19 protein-coding genes and 1 pseudogene are annotated in these 18,035 nt (G+C 42.9%); 4 read left to right on the top strand and 16 right to left on the bottom strand.

Annotation, left to right across the window (positions count from 1 at the left end; all coding sequences use genetic code 11):
- Positions 1-6: 6 nt before the first annotated feature.
- From ACEQZT_RS08500 to ACEQZT_RS08440, 13 genes and pseudogenes are all read right to left on the bottom strand, one after another.
- Positions 7-708: a 2-phosphosulfolactate phosphatase gene (locus tag ACEQZT_RS08500; RefSeq protein WP_370089004.1), complete on the bottom strand. Its 702-nt coding sequence runs from the start codon at positions 706-708 to the stop codon at positions 7-9.
- The gene (locus ACEQZT_RS08495; protein ID WP_370089003.1) at positions 705-938 is read right to left on the bottom strand and encodes a hypothetical protein; all 234 of its coding nucleotides are present in this window, start codon (positions 936-938) and stop codon (positions 705-707) included. The genes ACEQZT_RS08500 and ACEQZT_RS08495 overlap by 4 nt, the downstream gene beginning before the upstream one ends.
- A complete protein-coding gene (gcvT, locus tag ACEQZT_RS08490; protein ID WP_370089002.1) occupies positions 935-2,017 on the bottom strand; it encodes a glycine cleavage system aminomethyltransferase GcvT in 1,083 nt (360 codons plus the stop codon). The genes ACEQZT_RS08495 and gcvT overlap by 4 nt, the downstream gene beginning before the upstream one ends.
- Before the next feature lie 5 nt (positions 2,018-2,022).
- Positions 2,023-2,799, bottom strand: a complete 777-nt coding sequence (locus tag ACEQZT_RS08485) for an exodeoxyribonuclease III (protein ID WP_370089001.1) — start codon at positions 2,797-2,799, stop codon at positions 2,023-2,025.
- A gap of 51 nt (positions 2,800-2,850) precedes the next feature.
- Positions 2,851-3,183, bottom strand: coding sequence for a tRNA-binding protein (locus tag ACEQZT_RS08480; protein ID WP_370089000.1), 333 nt, complete (start codon positions 3,181-3,183; stop codon positions 2,851-2,853).
- A complete protein-coding gene (locus tag ACEQZT_RS08475) occupies positions 3,180-3,815 on the bottom strand; it encodes a hypothetical protein (protein ID WP_370088999.1) in 636 nt (211 codons plus the stop codon). Before ACEQZT_RS08475 ends, ACEQZT_RS08480 begins: the two co-directional genes overlap by 4 nt.
- Positions 3,816-3,877: 62 nt before the next feature.
- Entirely contained in the window at positions 3,878-4,750 is an 873-nt protein-coding gene (locus tag ACEQZT_RS08470) for an RNA polymerase sigma factor RpoD/SigA (RefSeq protein ID WP_348280047.1), read from the bottom strand.
- Between the two features lie 189 nt (positions 4,751-4,939).
- Positions 4,940-5,335 carry a hypothetical protein gene (locus ACEQZT_RS08465; protein ID WP_370088998.1) on the bottom strand — a complete coding sequence of 132 codons (396 nt, stop codon included), beginning with the start codon at positions 5,333-5,335 and terminating at the stop codon, positions 4,940-4,942.
- Positions 5,332-6,219 (bottom strand): M28 family metallopeptidase, encoded by an 888-nt coding sequence (locus ACEQZT_RS08460; RefSeq protein ID WP_370088997.1) that lies wholly within the window; start codon positions 6,217-6,219, stop codon positions 5,332-5,334. Before ACEQZT_RS08460 ends, ACEQZT_RS08465 begins: the two co-directional genes overlap by 4 nt.
- The gene (locus tag ACEQZT_RS08455) at positions 6,219-8,633 is read right to left on the bottom strand and encodes an ABC transporter permease (RefSeq protein WP_372530156.1); all 2,415 of its coding nucleotides are present in this window, start codon (positions 8,631-8,633) and stop codon (positions 6,219-6,221) included. The genes ACEQZT_RS08460 and ACEQZT_RS08455 overlap by 1 nt, the downstream gene beginning before the upstream one ends.
- 36 nt (positions 8,634-8,669) lie before the next feature.
- Positions 8,670-8,849: pseudogene (locus ACEQZT_RS08450) on the bottom strand (permease prefix domain 2-containing transporter); the annotation flags it as partial.
- 2 nt (positions 8,850-8,851) lie between these two features.
- Positions 8,852-9,181: a PadR family transcriptional regulator gene (locus tag ACEQZT_RS08445; RefSeq protein WP_350222247.1), complete on the bottom strand. Its 330-nt coding sequence runs from the start codon at positions 9,179-9,181 to the stop codon at positions 8,852-8,854.
- Between the two features lie 211 nt (positions 9,182-9,392).
- Positions 9,393-10,037: a DUF6503 family protein gene (locus ACEQZT_RS08440; RefSeq protein WP_370088995.1), complete on the bottom strand. Its 645-nt coding sequence runs from the start codon at positions 10,035-10,037 to the stop codon at positions 9,393-9,395.
- A 36-nt stretch (positions 10,038-10,073) separates the two neighbouring features.
- On the opposite strand from ACEQZT_RS08440, the gene ACEQZT_RS08435 reads away from it, so the two are divergent.
- The 3 genes from ACEQZT_RS08435 to ACEQZT_RS08425 all read left to right on the top strand — a co-directional run bounded on the left by ACEQZT_RS08435 (position 10,074) and on the right by ACEQZT_RS08425 (position 13,563).
- Positions 10,074-10,448 carry a hypothetical protein gene (locus ACEQZT_RS08435; RefSeq protein WP_370088994.1) on the top strand — a complete coding sequence of 125 codons (375 nt, stop codon included), beginning with the start codon at positions 10,074-10,076 and terminating at the stop codon, positions 10,446-10,448.
- Positions 10,449-10,639: 191 nt separating this feature from the next.
- Positions 10,640-10,966 carry a PadR family transcriptional regulator gene (locus tag ACEQZT_RS08430; RefSeq protein ID WP_370088993.1) on the top strand — a complete coding sequence of 109 codons (327 nt, stop codon included), beginning with the start codon at positions 10,640-10,642 and terminating at the stop codon, positions 10,964-10,966.
- Positions 10,963-13,563: an FtsX-like permease family protein gene (locus tag ACEQZT_RS08425; protein ID WP_370088992.1), complete on the top strand. Its 2,601-nt coding sequence runs from the start codon at positions 10,963-10,965 to the stop codon at positions 13,561-13,563. The genes ACEQZT_RS08430 and ACEQZT_RS08425 overlap by 4 nt, the downstream gene beginning before the upstream one ends.
- Here the strand turns inward: ACEQZT_RS08425 and ACEQZT_RS08420 are convergent, their stop codons facing one another.
- From ACEQZT_RS08420 to ACEQZT_RS08410, 3 genes are read right to left on the bottom strand one after another with little or no spacing between them, the layout of a single operon-like run.
- Entirely contained in the window at positions 13,564-14,790 is a 1,227-nt protein-coding gene (locus ACEQZT_RS08420) for a TCR/Tet family MFS transporter (RefSeq protein ID WP_370088991.1), read from the bottom strand.
- Positions 14,791-14,798: 8 nt separating this feature from the next.
- Entirely contained in the window at positions 14,799-15,707 is a 909-nt protein-coding gene (locus ACEQZT_RS08415; RefSeq protein WP_370088990.1) for a hypothetical protein, read from the bottom strand.
- A gap of 1 nt (position 15,708) precedes the next feature.
- Positions 15,709-17,016: an MATE family efflux transporter gene (locus tag ACEQZT_RS08410; RefSeq protein WP_370088989.1), complete on the bottom strand. Its 1,308-nt coding sequence runs from the start codon at positions 17,014-17,016 to the stop codon at positions 15,709-15,711.
- 87 nt (positions 17,017-17,103) lie between these two features.
- Here ACEQZT_RS08410 and ACEQZT_RS08405 point away from each other — a divergent pair, with 87 nt between their 5' ends.
- On the top strand, positions 17,104-17,925 hold the full coding sequence (locus ACEQZT_RS08405; RefSeq protein WP_370088988.1) for a polysaccharide deacetylase family protein: 822 nt from the start codon (positions 17,104-17,106) through the stop codon (positions 17,923-17,925).
- Positions 17,926-18,035: the final 110 nt, after the last annotated feature.

Genomic DNA, 18,035 nt, shown 5'->3' with positions numbered 1-18,035 from the left:
TACCAACTAAGCTATCAACTCCCCATCAACCAGCTTAGGCACTACCTGATACGTGCTATCCTCCATGCAAAACTCCAGGTCTTCTTCTATGCCAAAGCCTTTGAGTCGCTCAGCGTGGCTGGACTGAAGCGCCAGTCCCAATACATTCTCATGATTGGCAATATATAAGTGGTGTGCCACGAGGGCAGAGTCGCCTACCGGCTTCATTTCCTCAGCACACTCATCAATTAAAGCGCCGGCGAAAAGGGTATCCTCGAGGTTTGGAGTGCCTTTCCACCCTGCACAGTGAATGACCACATCTTTCTTTGCCTGCAGGATATGTTGGGTTACTGCATCGAGGTTTAGAAACGCCCCAACGATAATTTCATCTGCTTCTTTTGATTTGATGATGGCTTGCGAGCCATTCGTCGTGGAAATCGCCACTTTTTTACCTTTTAGCTCCTCACTCTGGTATTCAAAAGGAGAATTGCCCATATCAAACCCTTCTACTTTGACACCTCCACGCTCACCGGCCATGACATACCCTTCCGTTCCCAGTGCCTTGCATTCATCAATCTCCGCCACGGGCTTGATCGCCTCCACACCATTGGCCAGCCCCGTTACGATGCAGGAGGTGGCGCGGAAAATGTCAACAACCACCACCAGCTTTCCTTTTAAGGCATGCTGGTGGATAAGGTCAGGTGTTAAACAAACTTCGATGGTTTTCATTTTCTAGTCAGGTATTTTTTAGCCATTTCAAAGAAGTGATCACAGGCTTCAGGTTCACTATCAAATGTGCTTAAATTATGCTTTCCTCCCCTTTCACTAAAGTATACGAGCCATTTTCCTTTCCTCTCTTCCAAAACAAGACGATCGTCAATGGGTCCATCATAAAGCTGGTAGGTCCAATGTGGAATTTCAAGCCTTACAAGATTTGCATGGAGTTGTTCTGTGTTCATTTCAAAAACGGTGGTCTCACAACCTTAGCCTTCACTGGCTTATCACGAATGATCACATTAATTTCTGAATCAGGCTTGCTGTGCTCCACAGTCACATAACCCATTCCTATTCCAAGGTTCAACGAAGGAGACATGGTACCTGATGTCACCTTACCTATGATATTTCCATCCAGATCAGCCAACTCATAATCATGGCGAGGGATACCTCGTTCCACCATTTCAAAACCTACCAGTTTTCGAGTTACTCCGGCTTCTTTCTGAGCTTTCAGATTCTCTGCATTCACAAAATCTTTGGTGAACTTGGTCACCCAGCCCAGTCCTGCTTCCAACGGGGAAGTCTCGTCCGTAATGTCATTCCCATACAAGCAAAATCCTTTCTCAAGTCTCAGCGTATCTCTGGCTCCCAGTCCGATTGGCTTAATGCCGAATTCCTCACCTGCCTCAAAAATTTTGTTCCATACTTCTTCAGCATCAGCCTTATTGATATACAGCTCAAATCCACCGGAACCGGTATATCCGGTTGCTGAAATGATCATCTCTTTTCCAGCAAGCTTGTCCTGAACAAACGTGTAGAACTTCACTTCTGAAAGGTTGACATCTGTGAGCTTTTGCAATGCATCAACAGCCTTCGGCCCCTGTACCGCTAAAAGCACAATGTCATCGGAGATATTCTCCATATCCACCCCCCATTTATCCTGGCTCTTGATCCAGTTCCAGTCCTTTTCGATGTTGGAAGCATTCACAACGAGCATATACTCCTCATCCTTCATCTTGTAGACTAAAAGATCGTCCACGATTCCTCCTTTATCATTTGGAAGGCACGAGTACTGCGCCTGGCCATCCACAATTTTAGATGCATCATTGCTGGTGACCCATTGGATCAGATCCAAAGCATGAGGTCCACGCAGCATGAACTCCCCCATGTGAGAAACATCAAAAACGCCAACGGCTTCTCGCACTGTGATGTGCTCTTCTTTGTCGGATGAGTATCGGACAGGCATATTGTATCCTGCAAAAGGTACCATCTTGCCACCCAGTTTTACATGCAGGTCATTTAAGGGAATTTGTTTCGTTTCCATGCTTCTTAGCTATTAAGTTTTAACCCGACCGGACAGTGATCCGATCCAAAATATTCGTTGTAAATGTGAGCTTCTGCTACCTGGTCTTTTAGCTTTTCGCTCACGAGAAAATAATCAATACGCCAACCTACGTTTCGCTCACGTGCCCGGTACTTGTAGTTCCACCAGGAGTACTTCACCTCATCCGGATACTTCATTCTAAAAGTGTCAATGTAGCCTTCATTAAGCAGTGCCTCCAACCCATCAATCTCTACTTGCGTGTGGCCTGACTGCTTGTTGTAATTTTCTTTGCTTCGCTCCAGATCAATCTCCGTGTGTGCCACGTTGAGATCCCCACAAATAATCACTGGTTTTTTCTCTTCCAGGCTGATGATATACTCTCGGAAAGCTTCGTCCCAGGTTTCACGATAATCCAGACGCTTCATTCCCTCACCTGAGTTTGGTGTATATACCGTCACTACAAAGAAGTTTTCAAACTCTGCCGCGATCACTCTCCCCTCCTGATCGTGTTCCTCAATGCCCATATCATAAAAGACTTCAAGGGGCTTTTCTTTGGAAAGTATAGCCGTACCTGAGTAACCTTTTCGGGCTTTTGAAGAGTTTACGGCTACTTCGTATTCCGGCAAAAGCTGAAGTGCAGTTTTCACATCTTCCGGCTGGCCTTTGGTTTCCTGTAGACACAAAATGTCGGGATTCATCTCCTTCACGTCTTTGATAAAGTCTTTTTTTATCATGGCTCGAATGCCATTGACATTCCAGGAAACAAGGTGAAGTTGGGGCATTTATTTCTGAGATTTTTCGTTAGGTGCGCAAAGAAAGGCAACACCCATCCATTATCCAACCTTACATCCATTCATCACCTCACGCTGCGGACGGAGGAGCACGACTTCTTCATTTTCATTATAGATCCCCATCACCAGGCATTCACTCATAAATGGACCAATTTGCTTTGGAGGGAAGTTAACTACAGCGATCACCTGCTCGCCCTTCAGTCGTTTCTTGTTGTAAAGGGTGGTAATCTGCGCGGAGCTTTTTTTGATTCCTATCTCAGGACCAAAATCAATCGTAAGAATATAAGCGGGCTTAATGGCTTCAGGGAATTCTTCCGCTTTTTTAATCGTACCCACACGCATATCAATTTTTGCAAAATCGTCCCAGTGAATCATAGTTGTTTGTACAGCTTTTTAAGGTTTTTGTTAAGTCTTTTTATATGATGCTCATTGCTCACATCATTCCGTCTTTCTTCCAGCGTATCAATAAGCGGTTTTAGGTGATTTTTGTTCAAAACCTCTATCAATCGCTCAGCATACTGCCCTAGCTGATTGGAAGGAGCCTTCATCAACTGCTCCTGTATGAGCAAAAACATATCCTCCTGCAAATTGGTATCCTCATACAAAGTGACCATGATTCGGAATCCATAATCCCGCGTCACCACCGTCCCCGCATCCATCGCATCGATAATCTGAGGAAGCGAATCGTAGAGTGTTTCTTTCTTGAGGTGAGCGATGTGAGATAATCCTATCATGCTACCAAAAACCACCCGATTGATTGGACTGCTCAATTGACTAATCAAGAAATCTGCCTGATTTGCAAGCAACTTTGGAGCTTGCTCTCCAACATAAGCCAATGCCAATATCACATCCGACTGTGCCCTTTGCTTAGGTCCGGTTTCTATGAAAGAAACCAACTCTCTTACTTCCTCTTCTCTTCCTGCATCAACAATCTGCTGTGCCACCCGTTTGTTGGGTTCCTGATCATTTCGATCCAGCGCATAGGCAAGTTGATTGTGAATTGGCATTCTTAAATTTTGAGCAAAAAAAAACCGCCAGTTGGCGGTTTAAGTTAATGCTTTTCCCAGTTTTAGCTTGCGCAGAATTCTTTCAGTCTTCTGTTTTTGCCCGGTTCTCTCAATTTCTGAAGTGCTTTCTCACGAATTTGTCTTACTCTTTCACGAGTCAAGCCCATTGCGTCACCAATCTCTTCCAAAGTGAATGGGTTATCACATCCGATTCCAAAGCTCATCATCACTACTTCCCTCTCACGGGCAGTAAGTGTAGAAAGTGCTCTCATGGTCTCTACTTTCAATGAATCATTGAATACAAGATTTCCATCGGTTGGGCCAGTGGTCACATTTTCGAGAACGTCAAGTAGTGAACCGCTTTCGTCTTCACCGAAAGGTGCATCCATTGACATTTGCTTCACCTCAGCACCCAGTGTATTTCTCACTTCGCTAGGCTTCATGTCCAGGATGTCAGCCAATTCTTCTTCAGTCGGCTCGCGCTCAAACTGCTGCTCCAGCTCTGCATAGGCTCTTCTGATCTGGTTGATTGCACCAGATTTGTTCATCGGTAGACGAACTATTCGAGACTGCTCTGCAAGTGCCTGCATAATGGACTGACGAATCCACCATACGGCGTAAGAGATGAATTTAAATCCTTTTGTTTCGTCAAATTTCTTTGCTGCCTTAATCAATCCAAGGTTTCCTTCGTTGATCAAATCATTGAGTGGTAAACTTCGATTCTGGTACTGCTTAGCCACAGACACCACGAATCTTAGGTTTGCTTTTACGAGTTTTTCCAATGCAAGATCATCTCCCTCCTTGATACGCTTGGCAAGCGTCACCTCCTCATCAGGAGTAATCATTGGAACGTTACTTACCTCAGTAAAATATTTCTCCAGGGTGTGGCTCTCTCTCCTGTTGGTAATTGACTGGGTAATCTTTAACTGTCGCATATTATCTTATTAAAAACTAAATTGTTATGGATATAAAAAAGCAATCTGCAAAGATAGGCTCTTCAAACCTGATTTTGCAATGATTAACTTTTTAATATACGATAAAACAACCGGAAATAGTACCCTTAAGTTTCAGATTGGGTACCGATTTGTAAGAATTTCCTTTTTTTTCGACAAAAGCACTTTTGATCAAACAGACACTTCACGGTAGAATTGAGCTTTTCTAATTATGAATATCCCGATTAAGATGAAACTTATACTGAGTAATTTTTGACCAATCGTAAATTGATTTTGAATGTGTTCTTCGGTGATAGAAGTAAGGATGAACATAAGTTCCATCAACAGCCTGACAGTACCCCAAAAAACGAGCATCCATCCCCAGAAACGAAAGATTCTCCTGGAACGTCGATTTCGATGATTATAGCCATATACAATCAAAGCAAGCATGATCAATCCTATCAAAAAAGGGATGCTGCTGCCAATGAGTAAATAGCTTATCCCTTTGTAGAGAAAAGCTAAGATACTTATGACAAGTGCTAATGAAAGAAGAGGAAGTACTGATATATTTTCCTTTATCTGTCTCATTTCAATATTTCTTTCATGACTTCTAAAACGTACAATGTAGATCCTGCCAGGTAATCAAAATTCACCGTTTCATAGGTGTCCTCAGGGGTGTCCTTGTAAGGAGAGGAGTCCCGTTTCCCATATGCCTCATTGACGCCAATCGCAGGAAAACCAAGCTGCCGGAAAGAATGATGATCTGTTGAGGTGATGGAAGTCACATAAAGAGGAATCCCTAACTCATCAGCTTTATTTTGATAAACATCTTCCAGATAGGGAGTTGGTAATTCCAACTCCATTTCTTTATTCCCATCACCATCCCAACCTACCATGTCAAACGTATGAACCGAATGGATATCCCAATCTTTCCCTTTCAAAAACTTGGCATAAGCCCGGCTTCCAACCAGCTCTTCCTCTTCCTGATCAAAAAAGACCAGAATAACATTTTTGGATCTATTTTTCGATGACTTCAAGTGCTTTACTACGCTGAAAATCAATGCGGATCCGGTCGCATTATCAATAGCCCCCGGACATTCCACTTCGGAATCGTAGTGTGCGCCTAGCACTACATATTCATTGCTCTCGGTTGTGGCAGGAAGAACTGCATATACATTGGCTCCTTTAAATGGAGAAAAAAGCAAATCAATGAATGGATTGAGATTCGGCATCCGGTATGAATGTACCTTAGGTTCCAAACCAATATCAGCTATTTGATCGACCAAAAGTTCTTTTGCCATTTCCCTTTCTTCGGCAGATCCTCTGGCGAGAATATATTCACCATTAGGTGTTTGATATTTACCTGAAAGCATGCCAATGAAAAGCTGCTGCTCTTTGACTAAAGACGCATTCTGTCCATGAATCTGCGAGAATGCGCAGATCGAAATCAGTAGTAAAAGTTTTAGTTTCATCACTCGTATCGGATAGATTGCACTGGGTTGGACTTTGCGATTTTGTAAATCCTGCTAAGGACGGTGGTGAATGAAATGATCAGCACCAACACAAAAGCAATCACAAACAGATCAGCGCTAAGATTAATTCGATAAGCAAAATCTGATAGCCAATCACTAAATAGCCACCAGGAAACAGGTGCTGCTATCAACAAAGAAATAATCAACAAAATGAGATAATCCTTCAAAATCAAGGTGGTAATGTTTTGAATGTTGGCACCCATCACTTTTCTAATTCCAATCTCTTTCGTCTTACGCTCCACAGTAAAGTTGATCAGCCCGAATAAACCAAAAGCGGAGATGATTATTGAAACAATGGATGCGATGAGAATGATAGAAGCTCGACTCTCCTCAGCCTGATAATATCGTTTCCATTGTTCATCCAGAAAGTTTATTTCTGCGGGAGTTTCCGGGTCGAACGTAGCATTGACTTCCTCAATATGGGCAATGGTTTCTTGTACGTTTGACTTGTATCGAATAGTAAAATAGTCGATGGATCGAATATGATTATTCCAGCTGGTGAGTAACACCGGCCCTATCGGTAAATACAAGGACTCAAAATGAAAGTCTTCGATAAGCCCAATGATTTCCATTTGCACGGAATCATCTTCATTCATTACCCAAATACTCTTACCAATCGGATCATCAAAATTCAGCATTGCAGCCGTTTCTGAATTGATAATAATATCGAGGCTGTCAGACTGGTCATTCCCGGAGAAATTTCTCCCTTCGCTCAATTCCATCTGATATGTGTCGATCCAACGGTGATCGATTCCGTAATGGCTTGCTTCTATAGCATTATCCGTAAGGTTAGTCGCCAACTTAGCTGTGGGTAAGTTTTTCCATTCACCGGGCACACGCGAGGAGGTAGATGCGTTCACTACATCAGCATGCTGCTGAATTCCATTGATTATTTCTCTGAAATTTCTTCTCGCACTTCCGGAGTTAATATCCAAAACGATCAGATTTTTGTTTTCGAAACCCAGATCTTTTGTTTGGACATAGTTTAGCTGGCGATAGATAACTATCGAGCCAATGATCAAAAAGATTGATAAGGCATACTGAACACCGACCAACCCTTTGCGAAGCAAGTCTCCTTTGCCGGAAAAGGCATTCTTTAGAACCAGTAGTGACCTCTTTAACTTTGAATAGTAAAGCGCTGGAAGCATGGCTGAAACCAGCCATATGATCAGGATTGAACCAATGTGGTACGCGACAAAATCCAGGGTGAATAACAATCCTACAGAGAAATCTTTGTTCGCAATTTCCTTGAAAAAAGGAAAGAGCACCACCACCAAAAGCAGCGAAATTGCATAGGCGATCATCACGGTAAGAAGCGTTTCAAAGAAGAGTTGAATAAGTAAGTGCTTGTTATTAGCACCGTTGATTTTTCGCATACTTGCTTCCAGTGTGCGCTTAAGTGCCTGCACAGATGATAGGTTGATGTAATTGAGAGCGGCTATAAATATGACCAGTAGACCCATGATCATAATCATACTCACAAACTCCTGGTCACTATTTGGGATTGCCTGTTGGGGGCTCATCCCTCCACGCTCAATATCGTTGGATTCAAGGTGAATACCCTGAATGTTTTGCAATTGAAGCCCTTTAATTTCATGATCATCTGTCAAATATTTTGCTAAAAAATTTTCTTGAAAATCTGTGATCTCATCAGGTGTAGCACCCTCTTTCAGAAGTACCCAGGTCATCGCCAATCGGCCATCCCAGGAATTAACAAATCTCTGCCAACCCTCGCTCCATTGAGCATAATTAGCGATGTAAATATTGCTAAACTGGTAGGTTGAGTTTTTAGGCATCTCTTTTATTACTGCAAGTACTTCGGTTGGACCAAAATTGGTATCATCAATGACTTCTCCGACTACATCAGTTTTGTCAAAAAGTCTCATCGCCAAATCCTCGGTAATCACCATAGCAGCCGTGCCATTGAAGGTCTTCAAAGGGTTCCCATCAACGATATCAAAATCCAGGATTTTAAACAGACTGCTGGTTGCTATTGCCCAGTCACGTTCAGCAATACGTTTATCTCCCTTCACTAGCACCTGCGAGCCCATGTATGTTAAGTGTGCAGTCTCTTCAACCGAAGGAAATTCATTTTTTAATGCTTCAGCCAAAGGACCAGGAGTCGATAGATAATTATGCATTCCATCATCTTCCTGTACCTCGGTTACGACCCTGTAAATCCGATCCTTTTTTTCATGATACCGATCAAAATTTTGTTCGTCATAGACATACATGAGGATGAAAAAAAGGATAGAAAATCCCATTCCTAATCCAAGGATATTAACCAGATAATGCACCGTCTCCTTACGGAATCGACGTAAATAGATTTTTGTATAATTCTTAAATAAGTTCATAGTCCAATTATTTGAGAGTTGAGTTTTTTTAAGGTTAGTAAAGCGAAAAGATCGAATCACATTCCAGATAAAAAATAAGTTGGCAGATCTCCTTGAAGTCTCTGATCGACGATAGAAAAACTCAAAGAGGTCTCCTTCTATCTCATCGAGATAGTCTTCGCGACAATACCATCGCAAAAAGCGAATAGCCCATTTTGGTGGTTGCAATTCCGGCATCCTTAAATATTTACAAATTGAAGCTGTGGTATCTTTTGATAGATACTGGTACGCAAGTCATGTGAAGCATCCAGCACCTTTTTTCCCAGAGCCGTCACGATGTAGAATTTCTTTCTGCGCCCTCCTCTTTCCTCGGTAATACCACCGAATCGAGAGTCTACAAATCCTTTTTTCTCCAATCGCTTCAGCGCTACATGTATCGCGCTGATGTTGATCTTCTTTTTGGTTTCTTCAGTAAGAAATTCATGAATGGAAACGCCATAAGCCTGATCATGCTGGGCTGCAACCGTCAGCAATACGAGCTCTTCAAATTCCCCTAATTGATATTCCATAGATTAAAATTTTAAAATTCGAAAGCCTCAAGTCATTCTGAACTTGTTTCAGAATCTTTTCAAGAATTTGAAAGCTTTTCAAAATAGACCCTGAAACGAGTTCAGGGTGACAGTAACAACAAGCTTTTGAATTATTTACTTAACAAACGTGAATATAATATATAAGTTTCACATTTGTTAAGTAAATGATTTTCAAGAAGAGTCGGCAGACTTAATCTACGTTTGAAAGAATATCCGTTCCCAGATATTTCATTTCCGGCAGGGTATGCCAGCTTCTTTTTTGTGGTGTTTTTATTCCTTTCACAGAAATCTCATCTTCCAATATGATCAGCTCGCCCTTGGTTTCACCCGGATCCTGATAAAATTTGTATTGCAGCATGCGACCGGTGTTTTCGTCTATGTAGAAATACCAGGTATCTTTTTCATAGGCCACTCTTAGCACCTTGCAATTCTTACCGCCAACCTTTTCATCATCGGCAAGAGCGACTCCCGGAGTGCCTTTATCAAGCAGCTTCATTGGCAAACCCCACAGATAGAGATAGTAGTTGCGAAGTACCAGTGCCCGATCCTTGTCTTTATCACCTTTGAGAACTTCCGCCACTTCTCCCGTTACCTCATACACCTCCTCATCATTACGATTGATCTTCATATAACCATTTGAATTGTCGAGGGTGATGACGGTAGACCTATCCGGACCATCCGGTCTTGTTTCCTTGAAAGTGTATGTTGCAGACAGGTTAGACCAGATTTGTGTGGGATCATGATAGGCTACTGATTTAGCCAGCACCTGATCAGCGGGCGTTTGACTGATACAGACTAATGGGATAAGAAAAAACAGAATTAGGTTTAGTCGCATTGTAGTAGATTGAAAGTGCATTGAAAGATACCAAAAATGAATAAGCCAGCTAAAACAATCCGCTTCTTTGGGACATACCTCCTATTGGAGGGACTTTTCCTTCTGCTATCGCCTTCCTCAATTTTGGAGGCCATCGGCATACCGGATCCTGATAGTGTGTGGAGAATAGTCCTGGGCTTTGTGGTGATCGTGCTTGGCTACTATTACATCCGCAATGCTCAGGCAAACCTTATCCCTTTCTTTGGCTTTACCGTTCAGGTTCGCATCATCCAGTTCGTATTCTTTATCTGGCTTTATGTCTTTGAGAGAGGTACCCTCTCCTTAGTCGCTTTTTCTTTTATTGAATTTGCCGCCGGCATGTGGACGTGGAGGTCTCTTCGCAATGCAGATTCCTCCCTTGAGGGAGGCTAGGTGTTTTCAAACAAATCAACGAGCACCCCTGTAGTCCCCTCAAGGGGACATTAATCTTCCAACACTAATTGATGAATCATTTTTTAAACAAATATTTATTTTATTCGTATCCATTTTTTAAACAAAAATTAATTTTATTGACTGATGCGTACAACTATTGCTATCAGATCACATCATAAAACAAAACACGAATGAATCTTCAACTAGGAACGCTGGAAGAAATGATATTGATCATCCTGCTTATGAAAGAGGAAACCTACGGTGTGGAAATCGCCAAAGAATACAAAAGCCAGTTTGCACAGACCATCTCACTTCCGGCTATTCATGTGGTATTGAAAAGGCTTGAGAAAAAAGGGTTTGTGACTTCCCGAAAGGGGGAGCCTACCCCAGAGCGTGGTGGAAAAGGTAAGCGCATGTACCAGGCAACCAACAAGGGCTATGAAACAGCTCAAAGCTTGCAGCAGGCACGCACCGAAATATGGAAAACCATTCCAAAGTTGAATTTCAGTCTAGTATGAACGACGGAAGGCATCCACCGAAATGGGCACTCAGGCTCCTGGAGTTTTTTCTGCGACCGGACTATGCAGACGAAATTCAGGGAGACATTACGGAGGCTTTTTACTGGCGCCTTAAAGAAGAGAATCTCTTTAAAGCACAGGTAAAATTCATCCTTGAAGTATTCCGATCGCTCAAGCCGACCAATCTAAAATCATTTTACCATTTATCCCTCAACACTATGATTTTTCGCAACTATTTTAAAATCGCTTTTCGCTCTCTTCTAAAGAGAAAGTCTACTTCCTTTATCAACATTTTTGGGCTTTCGATGGGTGTCGCTGCTTTCATTTTCATCTACCTATACACCAATCAGATCCTGACTTTTGATGATTATCATGAGAAGAAAGAAGAAATTTTCATGGTGTATAAAGAGCGGATCACACCGGATGGAACTCAGGAAACCTACGACACCTGGATTCCCCTAAAAGACCGGCTAAAGGACAGCTATGAACAAGTAAAAGAAGCAGGTAGAATTTACGATTCTGAAGCTCGAATTATTAAAAACAACCAGTACATAGAAGAAGACATTATCTATACTGATGCTTCAATTTTTGACATTTTCACCTTCCCATTACTACACGGAAATCCCAAAGACATTTTCCCTAATAAAAATTCAATCGTGCTGAGTGTGGAAATGGCCAACAAGTATTTCGGAAGGGATAATGCAGTGGATGAAGAACTGGAAATTTTCCTCCCTGATGAAGACACTACCTTTAGATTCAGGGTATCTGCCGTCATCGATCAGCTCCCGCTAAACCTTTCACATCAGCCAGACCTGATGATCGAAATGGAGGCGCTACCCTTCTATCCCGACTATGCGAATGAATGGGGAAATTCCTTTATTAGCACCTATGTGCTTTTAAAAAGTGCTGGAGATGAGGCTAGCCTTGAATCAGACTTTCCTGATCTTGTAGAGTCTTTGTTTGGGAAGGAAACCCGGGAAAACACCAACTTCAAACTGCTCCCCATGGAGAGTTTCTATGATACTTTCACGGGGAATAAAGCAGATGCCAGAACGCTCCTCTGGATTGGAATTGGAATCCTGTTTATCGCCATTATCAACTTTATGAATCTGTCTACTGCCCAAGCCTCCAAGCGTGCAAAAGAGATCGGGTTGAGAAAAGTACTTGGCGCCTTTCAGGGTCAGCTCCGAACGCAGTTTATTACAGAAGCATTCGTCATATCACTACTTGCCACTTTAGTCGGCATAGGACTGGTTGTGTTGCTGCTTCCCTCGTTTAACAACTTCTTTGATGTCACGCTTTCGCTGGCTGTATTCGGCATAGGAGAGATAGTCCTGATGGCAGTTGGTGTTTCCATTACACTAGGGCTGCTCAGCGGAAGCTATCCGGCATTTTACCTTTCATCCATTGGGGCCATTGAGGTTTTGCGTCAGCGGTTAGGCTTTGGTGGCACCAAATTCAGAAATGCGCTGGTTATCGTTCAGTTTTCCATCGCTCTCTTCCTCATTGCCTGCACGCTCATTGTCCGCAATCAAATCAACTACATGACGCAAAAAGAAATGGGGTTTGATTCTGAAGGCGTACTGGCTATTGGTGCATCACCTGCAGACTTTACCGATCGTGAAGTTGGCATGAACAAGATAAATACATTCAAGACTGAGCTGGCCAACAAATCCTATGTGAAAGAGATCACTAAAAGCAGGCACGTTCCCACCTTCTGGACCGGGAGCTTCACGTTCGTGCGCCCTGACGAGTGGACCGGTGATCCACTACGAATGCGCTTTACTTTTATGGATGCCAATTTCTTTAACACGTATGGCATTGCCATAAAGCATGGTAGCAACTTTCTCCCAGACACAGAGGGTGATCAACGAGGCTCTGTCATACTCAATGAGGCAGCCATGAAGGCTTTTCAGTTTGATCCAAAAGATCAGAATGTTATCCGAATCGGGGATAGTAGACTAAATGTGATAGGCGTAACTGAAGACTTCCACTTCGAAACCCTGCAAAATGAAGTAGCACCAACAATCATGTTTCACCGCACACCGGAAAACGGGGCTCACAGAAACATCAGCATAAAAATGGACATGTCAAACCTGGTCGAAAGAATTGAGGAAATCGAAGCGATGTGGAATGAGCTTGGATCCACCCGAGAATTTACCTACTCATTCATGGATGATCGTATGCAGGAGCTTTACGAAAATGAAGAACGCTACCTGGGCATGGTCACAATGTTTTCCATCATTTCAATTATAGTAGCTTGTTTGGGCCTTTATGGGCTTGCTCTTTTCATCATTGAAAAAAGAAGGAAGGAAATCAGCATCCGAAAAGTGCTGGGTGCGGAGATTGGCACTGTGCTAAAGCTGATCTTTGGTGAGTTTACAAAATGGGTAGTCATCGCTTTTATCATCAGTGTGCCTATCGCGATATACTTTGCCGGTGATTGGCTCCAGTCCTATTACTATCGAATTGATATCTCATGGGTCACCTTTGCGCTGGCGTTGGTTATTGTGATGGCGCTAGTGATCATTACGGTAGGCTATCAATCCCTGAAAGCTGCTTCAGCTAACCCGGTCAAGTACCTGAAAGATGAATAATCAGGTAGTTTTCTGAGAGTTCAAATGATTTCTTAACGAATGAAAAGCGAATCCAAATCCTATGATTGCCAGTATTGATGCCAAAATAAATGGCGCACCAGGAAAGTAAATCGCATTTTCCGGGTTTGTATAATAGGTAAATATCCCGGTCATCAGTGGTGGTCCTATCACGGCTGTGATCATTAGTACATTTGTTAGTCCTCCTTGCAACTCCCCCTGAGCATTTTTAGGAATTTGTGAGGTCATGATCGATTGCATGGATGGGCCTGTCAACCCACTGAATGCATAGGGGACAATAATGGCATATGCCATCCAGGATTCTGTAGCAAAGGCAAAGGAGACAAGACCGACCAGGTTGAAAAACAGCCCGGCGTACACCGCTTTTTCTTCACCTATTTTTTTAATGATAGGTCCCAACAAAAGTCCCTGCACCAGCGACACCATGATACCAACAAATGTGAGTGAAAAGCCAATATCCTGTGGAGACCATTCAAATTTTTCTGCCGTATAAAAAGCCCAGTTTCCCTGAACGGAAAATGCAGCTATATAAACCAGGAATAAGCAAAGAATCAGGCCAATCAGCATTCTATATTTAAAAATACTTTTCAGCGTACCCAATGGGTTTGCGCGCTTCCAATCGAATGACCTCCGATCCTCTTCCGGTAAGGATTCTGGAATCGCAAAATAACCGTAGAGCCAATTCAGAAGGGACAAAATAGCTGCTGCCAGAAATGGAATCCGGGTTCCAACCTCACCAAGAAAACCACCAATAGCCGGCCCAATGATAAACCCCAAACCAAATGCAGCACCAATCATTCCGAAGTTCTTCGCTCTGTCTTCCTGATTACTAATGTCCGCTATGTAAGCGTTCGCTACGGTGATACTGCTCCCGCATATTCCGGAAATCATCCTGGCAACAAACAGCCAGGCTAATGTTGGAGCAAATACGATGACAAGGTAGTCCAGGCCCAGCCCTAAAAGAGCAATCAGAAGTACCGGCCTTCTGCCAAATTTGTCACTTAATCCTCCGAGGATTGGGGCAAATATGAATTGCATAACCGCATAGGTGGCGGTTAAAAGTCCTCCAATCCAGGCTGCTTCAGAAACCGTCTTGCCCGTAAGCTCAATGATTAATTCCGGTACAATCGGAATGATAAGACCGATACCGATGATATCTATCAGTACGGTAACAAATATGAATCCGAGGGCAGCTTGTTTTTTTCTCACTACGATTTTTAATCAGCCGCCAAATATCGAAAAATATTTAGTGCCAGCTGTGCATTTTCCGGAGCGTCTTCCTGGTTGTTCATCCCTACTTTATGATCATTATCTCCTAGCTGAGCAGTTATCATGGCGGCCTCTCCCAACAAGACAATTTTCCCGTTTCCATACTCCAGACAGGCACCCTGCACCCAGCCCTCTGAGTTTTCTCTTTTGGTCTTTTTAGAAAATTGCCAGGCGACATCCGGCATGAGTATCATGTGAGAATCATCATAAACCATAAAAGGCTGGGACTTCTTAGGTAGCTTAAATACCGATCCACTGAAACTAGCGATATGAGAAATTCGCCTGGTAAAATCACCATCCATCGTGACTGGAGAGTCCAGAATTGTATTATTAGAACGATCAAACTCGCTCGGTGGCCAGTGCTGCCCCTGTCGAATAGCAAATCCATTATTCCATTTTACCCCAAACGCTTTGCCTAAATCCTGAGCGGCACCCCCATATGGCATATGATCAGCGACGAGAAGTAGACTTCCTCCATTCTTCACAAATTGCTCGACAGCCCTAATTTCCTCTTTGGTAAATGCTGAGGGACATGGATTTTGCCAGTTGCCCACGTTTGAGTCATGTAGTGCATTAGCTATTATTAAAATGTCATACCCCTTGAGCAGAACACTTGAAAATGAGGTGTCATTGGCATAGACTCTGGCTCCATCATCTTCCATCATGCGGGTAAATGCATGAAGACCGGTTTCCTTTTTGTGCAAGTTGTTATGTGCCTCATCAATTAAAACTTTTGGTGCCAATCCATCTTTAAAAAATGGATTCCCAACATTCACTCTAAAGTCTTTGTCGATCCGGGGCTGACTGTGTACAAATAAAGTGATGATAAGTAGTGCAGGTGATAATAGAGCTTTCATTTTAGAATGCAATTTTCTTAGATAAACGATTAAAGCGCCACATGTTAAACACTCCTGCAATGGTTAACCCCATCGACAATGCGTACCAAACGCCATTTACTCCCCATTCGAGAACGAAGGCAAAAACATAGCCCAAAGGTATCGCTATCAGCCAGTATGAAACGAACGTAATAATGGTCGGAATCTTCACATCCTGCAATCCCCGGAGTACACCCAACCCCACAGCCTGCACTCCATCGGATATTTGAAAAGCAGCAGCAATAATGAGCAGTACGGAGGCCATCTGCTGTACGGATTGATCTTCTATATATAGCGCAGGTAGATGATTTCTGAAAACAATGAAAATCAAGGCACATGAACCCATGAATATAGTTACCAGTCCAAAAGATGAAAATCCCGCCATCCTAAGGTTAGGCCGGTCTTTGAGTCCCATTTGATTTCCAATTCTGATAGTGGATGCAGCGGCCAGTCCTGTAGCTGCCATATAGCTAATTGCTGCTAGATTCAAGGCAATATTGTGAGCGGCCAATGCTTCTGCACTAATCCACCCAACCATGATTGCAGCGGTAGCAAAAGCCCCCACTTCAAACACATACTGCATCCCCGATGGCACCCCAATACGAAGAAGTTCTTTAATCCCATCCCATCTAAACTTCCACTCAAAGCCAGTGCATTTTTTTCTTATCCACCAAATCATCAAGGCAAACATGATCACCCTGGCCATCAGAGTTGCTATTCCCGCTCCATTCAATCCTAGCGCTGGGGCACCCAATTTTCCGTAGATCAGCATGTAGTTGAAAAAGACATTGAGTAGGTTGGCAAAGACCGAAACCACCATTGGGCTAAACGTATCAGAAAGCCCTTCAGTATATTGTCTGAAGGTTTGGAAAATCATTAGTGGAATGAGTGACCCGCACATGATCACCAAATACGGTCCTGCGGCCTGAGCCACTGGCACTTCTTGCCCAAAAAAGTGCAGGAAATGGCTAGCAAAATAACCCAGTGCAAACAGAATAAGTCCAAGACCGAGATTCATGAAAAACCCATCTTGCAAATACCTCAAAAGTTTACTGCTATTTTTGGCATCCGTTGCGGCCACTTTAGGTGTTATCGCGTAGCTCACCCCGATACCAAAAAGCATCAGCACATGATAGATGGTGCCAGCAAAAGTTGCAGCAGCAAGCGGAATCACTCCTAACCTGCCCACCATGATACTATCTGCAACGCCAACCATGATGTGACCCAACTGACCAATAATTACTGGCAGGGATAAGACAATATTTTTACGTAAGTGTTCCTTTAAAGTCATGGTTTCACAATCAGGCCGCAAGGTAGTATCTTCGGTAAAAACCAAACAGCAATAGCCCTACTCGATTTTCGTTTGTCTTCCATAATTATGAAGAAAATCTTGATTTCACTGTCTTTTGTATGTCAAGCGGCGTTTGCTCAGCAAGTAGCCATCACCATTGACGATTTTCCTTTTAGAGAGATGGGCTTGCCCAAAGAGGAAGTACCGGCAATGATTTCAAAGTTGTACGACCACCTGGATCGATATGGAATCAAAGCAACAGGTTTTCTTAATTCCAACAGGATTGACGATGAAACCAGCTCTACCCTTCAGGATTTTCTAAACAGAGGTCATGAGTTTGGCAATCATACCCATCGACACTCCAATGTGGATCAAGTGGGGGCACAGAGGTTTATTGCGGATATAGACTCAGGAAAAATGATGGGTAAGGAATTCATTAATTCAACGTACTTCAGATATCCATACTTACGCAGGGGAAATACGCTTGAGCGTCGGGATTCAGTCTACACCTATCTGGCACAGAATGGATACAAAATAGCCCATGTGTCTATCGATAACAATGAATGGATCTACAACAGAGATTTTGTACGGGCTAAATTGAAAATGCGGCCTAGGGATGTAGATAGCATAAAGAACGCCTATTTGGATCACATGAAAGAAGTGTCCATTAGCTACGAAAACAAAGCACAAAAACTCACCGGGAGAAGTGTCAAACACATTTTACTGATCCATGCCAACCCAATAAATGCTGAGTGCCTCGGTGACCTTTTAAAATGGTATACGGAGCAAGGATGGGGATTCATTTCGCTGGAAGAAGCTCTCAAGGACCCTATTTATTCAATTAAAGAAGATTTTGTCAGTCCATATGGCTGGTCACATATTGACCGGCTGGTCAAAATGAGGAAATAGCTCCGTTTCGGCCAAATAATTTCTGTCGGTTATTTAGCCTGATTTGTCTAATGGTGGGCTTCAAAATTATCATTTGATAAAATTTAGAATAAATTACTACCTTTATTTTC

The sequence above is a fragment of the Ekhidna sp. genome (assembly GCF_964218185.1).
Classification (GTDB): Bacteria; Bacteroidota; Bacteroidia; order Cytophagales; family Cyclobacteriaceae; genus Ekhidna.
This window is presented reverse-complemented; position numbering and strand designations above follow the sequence as displayed.

Coding starts and splice junctions, on each gene's coding strand:
- ACEQZT_RS08500 (WP_370089004.1), bottom strand. CDS start 708: ATGAAAACCATCGAAGTTTGTTTAACACCTGACCTTATCCACCAGCAT.
- ACEQZT_RS08495 (WP_370089003.1), bottom strand. CDS start 938: ATGAACACAGAACAACTCCATGCAAATCTTGTAAGGCTTGAAATTCCA.
- gcvT (WP_370089002.1), bottom strand. CDS start 2,017: ATGGAAACGAAACAAATTCCCTTAAATGACCTGCATGTAAAACTGGGT.
- ACEQZT_RS08485 (WP_370089001.1), bottom strand. CDS start 2,799: ATGCCCCAACTTCACCTTGTTTCCTGGAATGTCAATGGCATTCGAGCC.
- ACEQZT_RS08480 (WP_370089000.1), bottom strand. CDS start 3,183: ATGATTCACTGGGACGATTTTGCAAAAATTGATATGCGTGTGGGTACG.
- ACEQZT_RS08475 (WP_370088999.1), bottom strand. CDS start 3,815: ATGCCAATTCACAATCAACTTGCCTATGCGCTGGATCGAAATGATCAG.
- ACEQZT_RS08470 (WP_348280047.1), bottom strand. CDS start 4,750: ATGCGACAGTTAAAGATTACCCAGTCAATTACCAACAGGAGAGAGAGC.
- ACEQZT_RS08465 (WP_370088998.1), bottom strand. CDS start 5,335: ATGAGACAGATAAAGGAAAATATATCAGTACTTCCTCTTCTTTCATTA.
- ACEQZT_RS08460 (WP_370088997.1), bottom strand. CDS start 6,219: ATGAAACTAAAACTTTTACTACTGATTTCGATCTGCGCATTCTCGCAG.
- ACEQZT_RS08455 (WP_372530156.1), bottom strand. CDS start 8,633: ATGAACTTATTTAAGAATTATACAAAAATCTATTTACGTCGATTCCGT.
- ACEQZT_RS08445 (WP_350222247.1), bottom strand. CDS start 9,181: ATGGAATATCAATTAGGGGAATTTGAAGAGCTCGTATTGCTGACGGTT.
- ACEQZT_RS08440 (WP_370088995.1), bottom strand. CDS start 10,037: ATGCGACTAAACCTAATTCTGTTTTTTCTTATCCCATTAGTCTGTATC.
- ACEQZT_RS08435 (WP_370088994.1), top strand. CDS start 10,074: ATGAATAAGCCAGCTAAAACAATCCGCTTCTTTGGGACATACCTCCTA.
- ACEQZT_RS08430 (WP_370088993.1), top strand. CDS start 10,640: ATGAATCTTCAACTAGGAACGCTGGAAGAAATGATATTGATCATCCTG.
- ACEQZT_RS08425 (WP_370088992.1), top strand. CDS start 10,963: ATGAACGACGGAAGGCATCCACCGAAATGGGCACTCAGGCTCCTGGAG.
- ACEQZT_RS08415 (WP_370088990.1), bottom strand. CDS start 15,707: ATGAAAGCTCTATTATCACCTGCACTACTTATCATCACTTTATTTGTA.
- ACEQZT_RS08410 (WP_370088989.1), bottom strand. CDS start 17,016: ATGACTTTAAAGGAACACTTACGTAAAAATATTGTCTTATCCCTGCCA.
- ACEQZT_RS08405 (WP_370088988.1), top strand. CDS start 17,104: ATGAAGAAAATCTTGATTTCACTGTCTTTTGTATGTCAAGCGGCGTTT.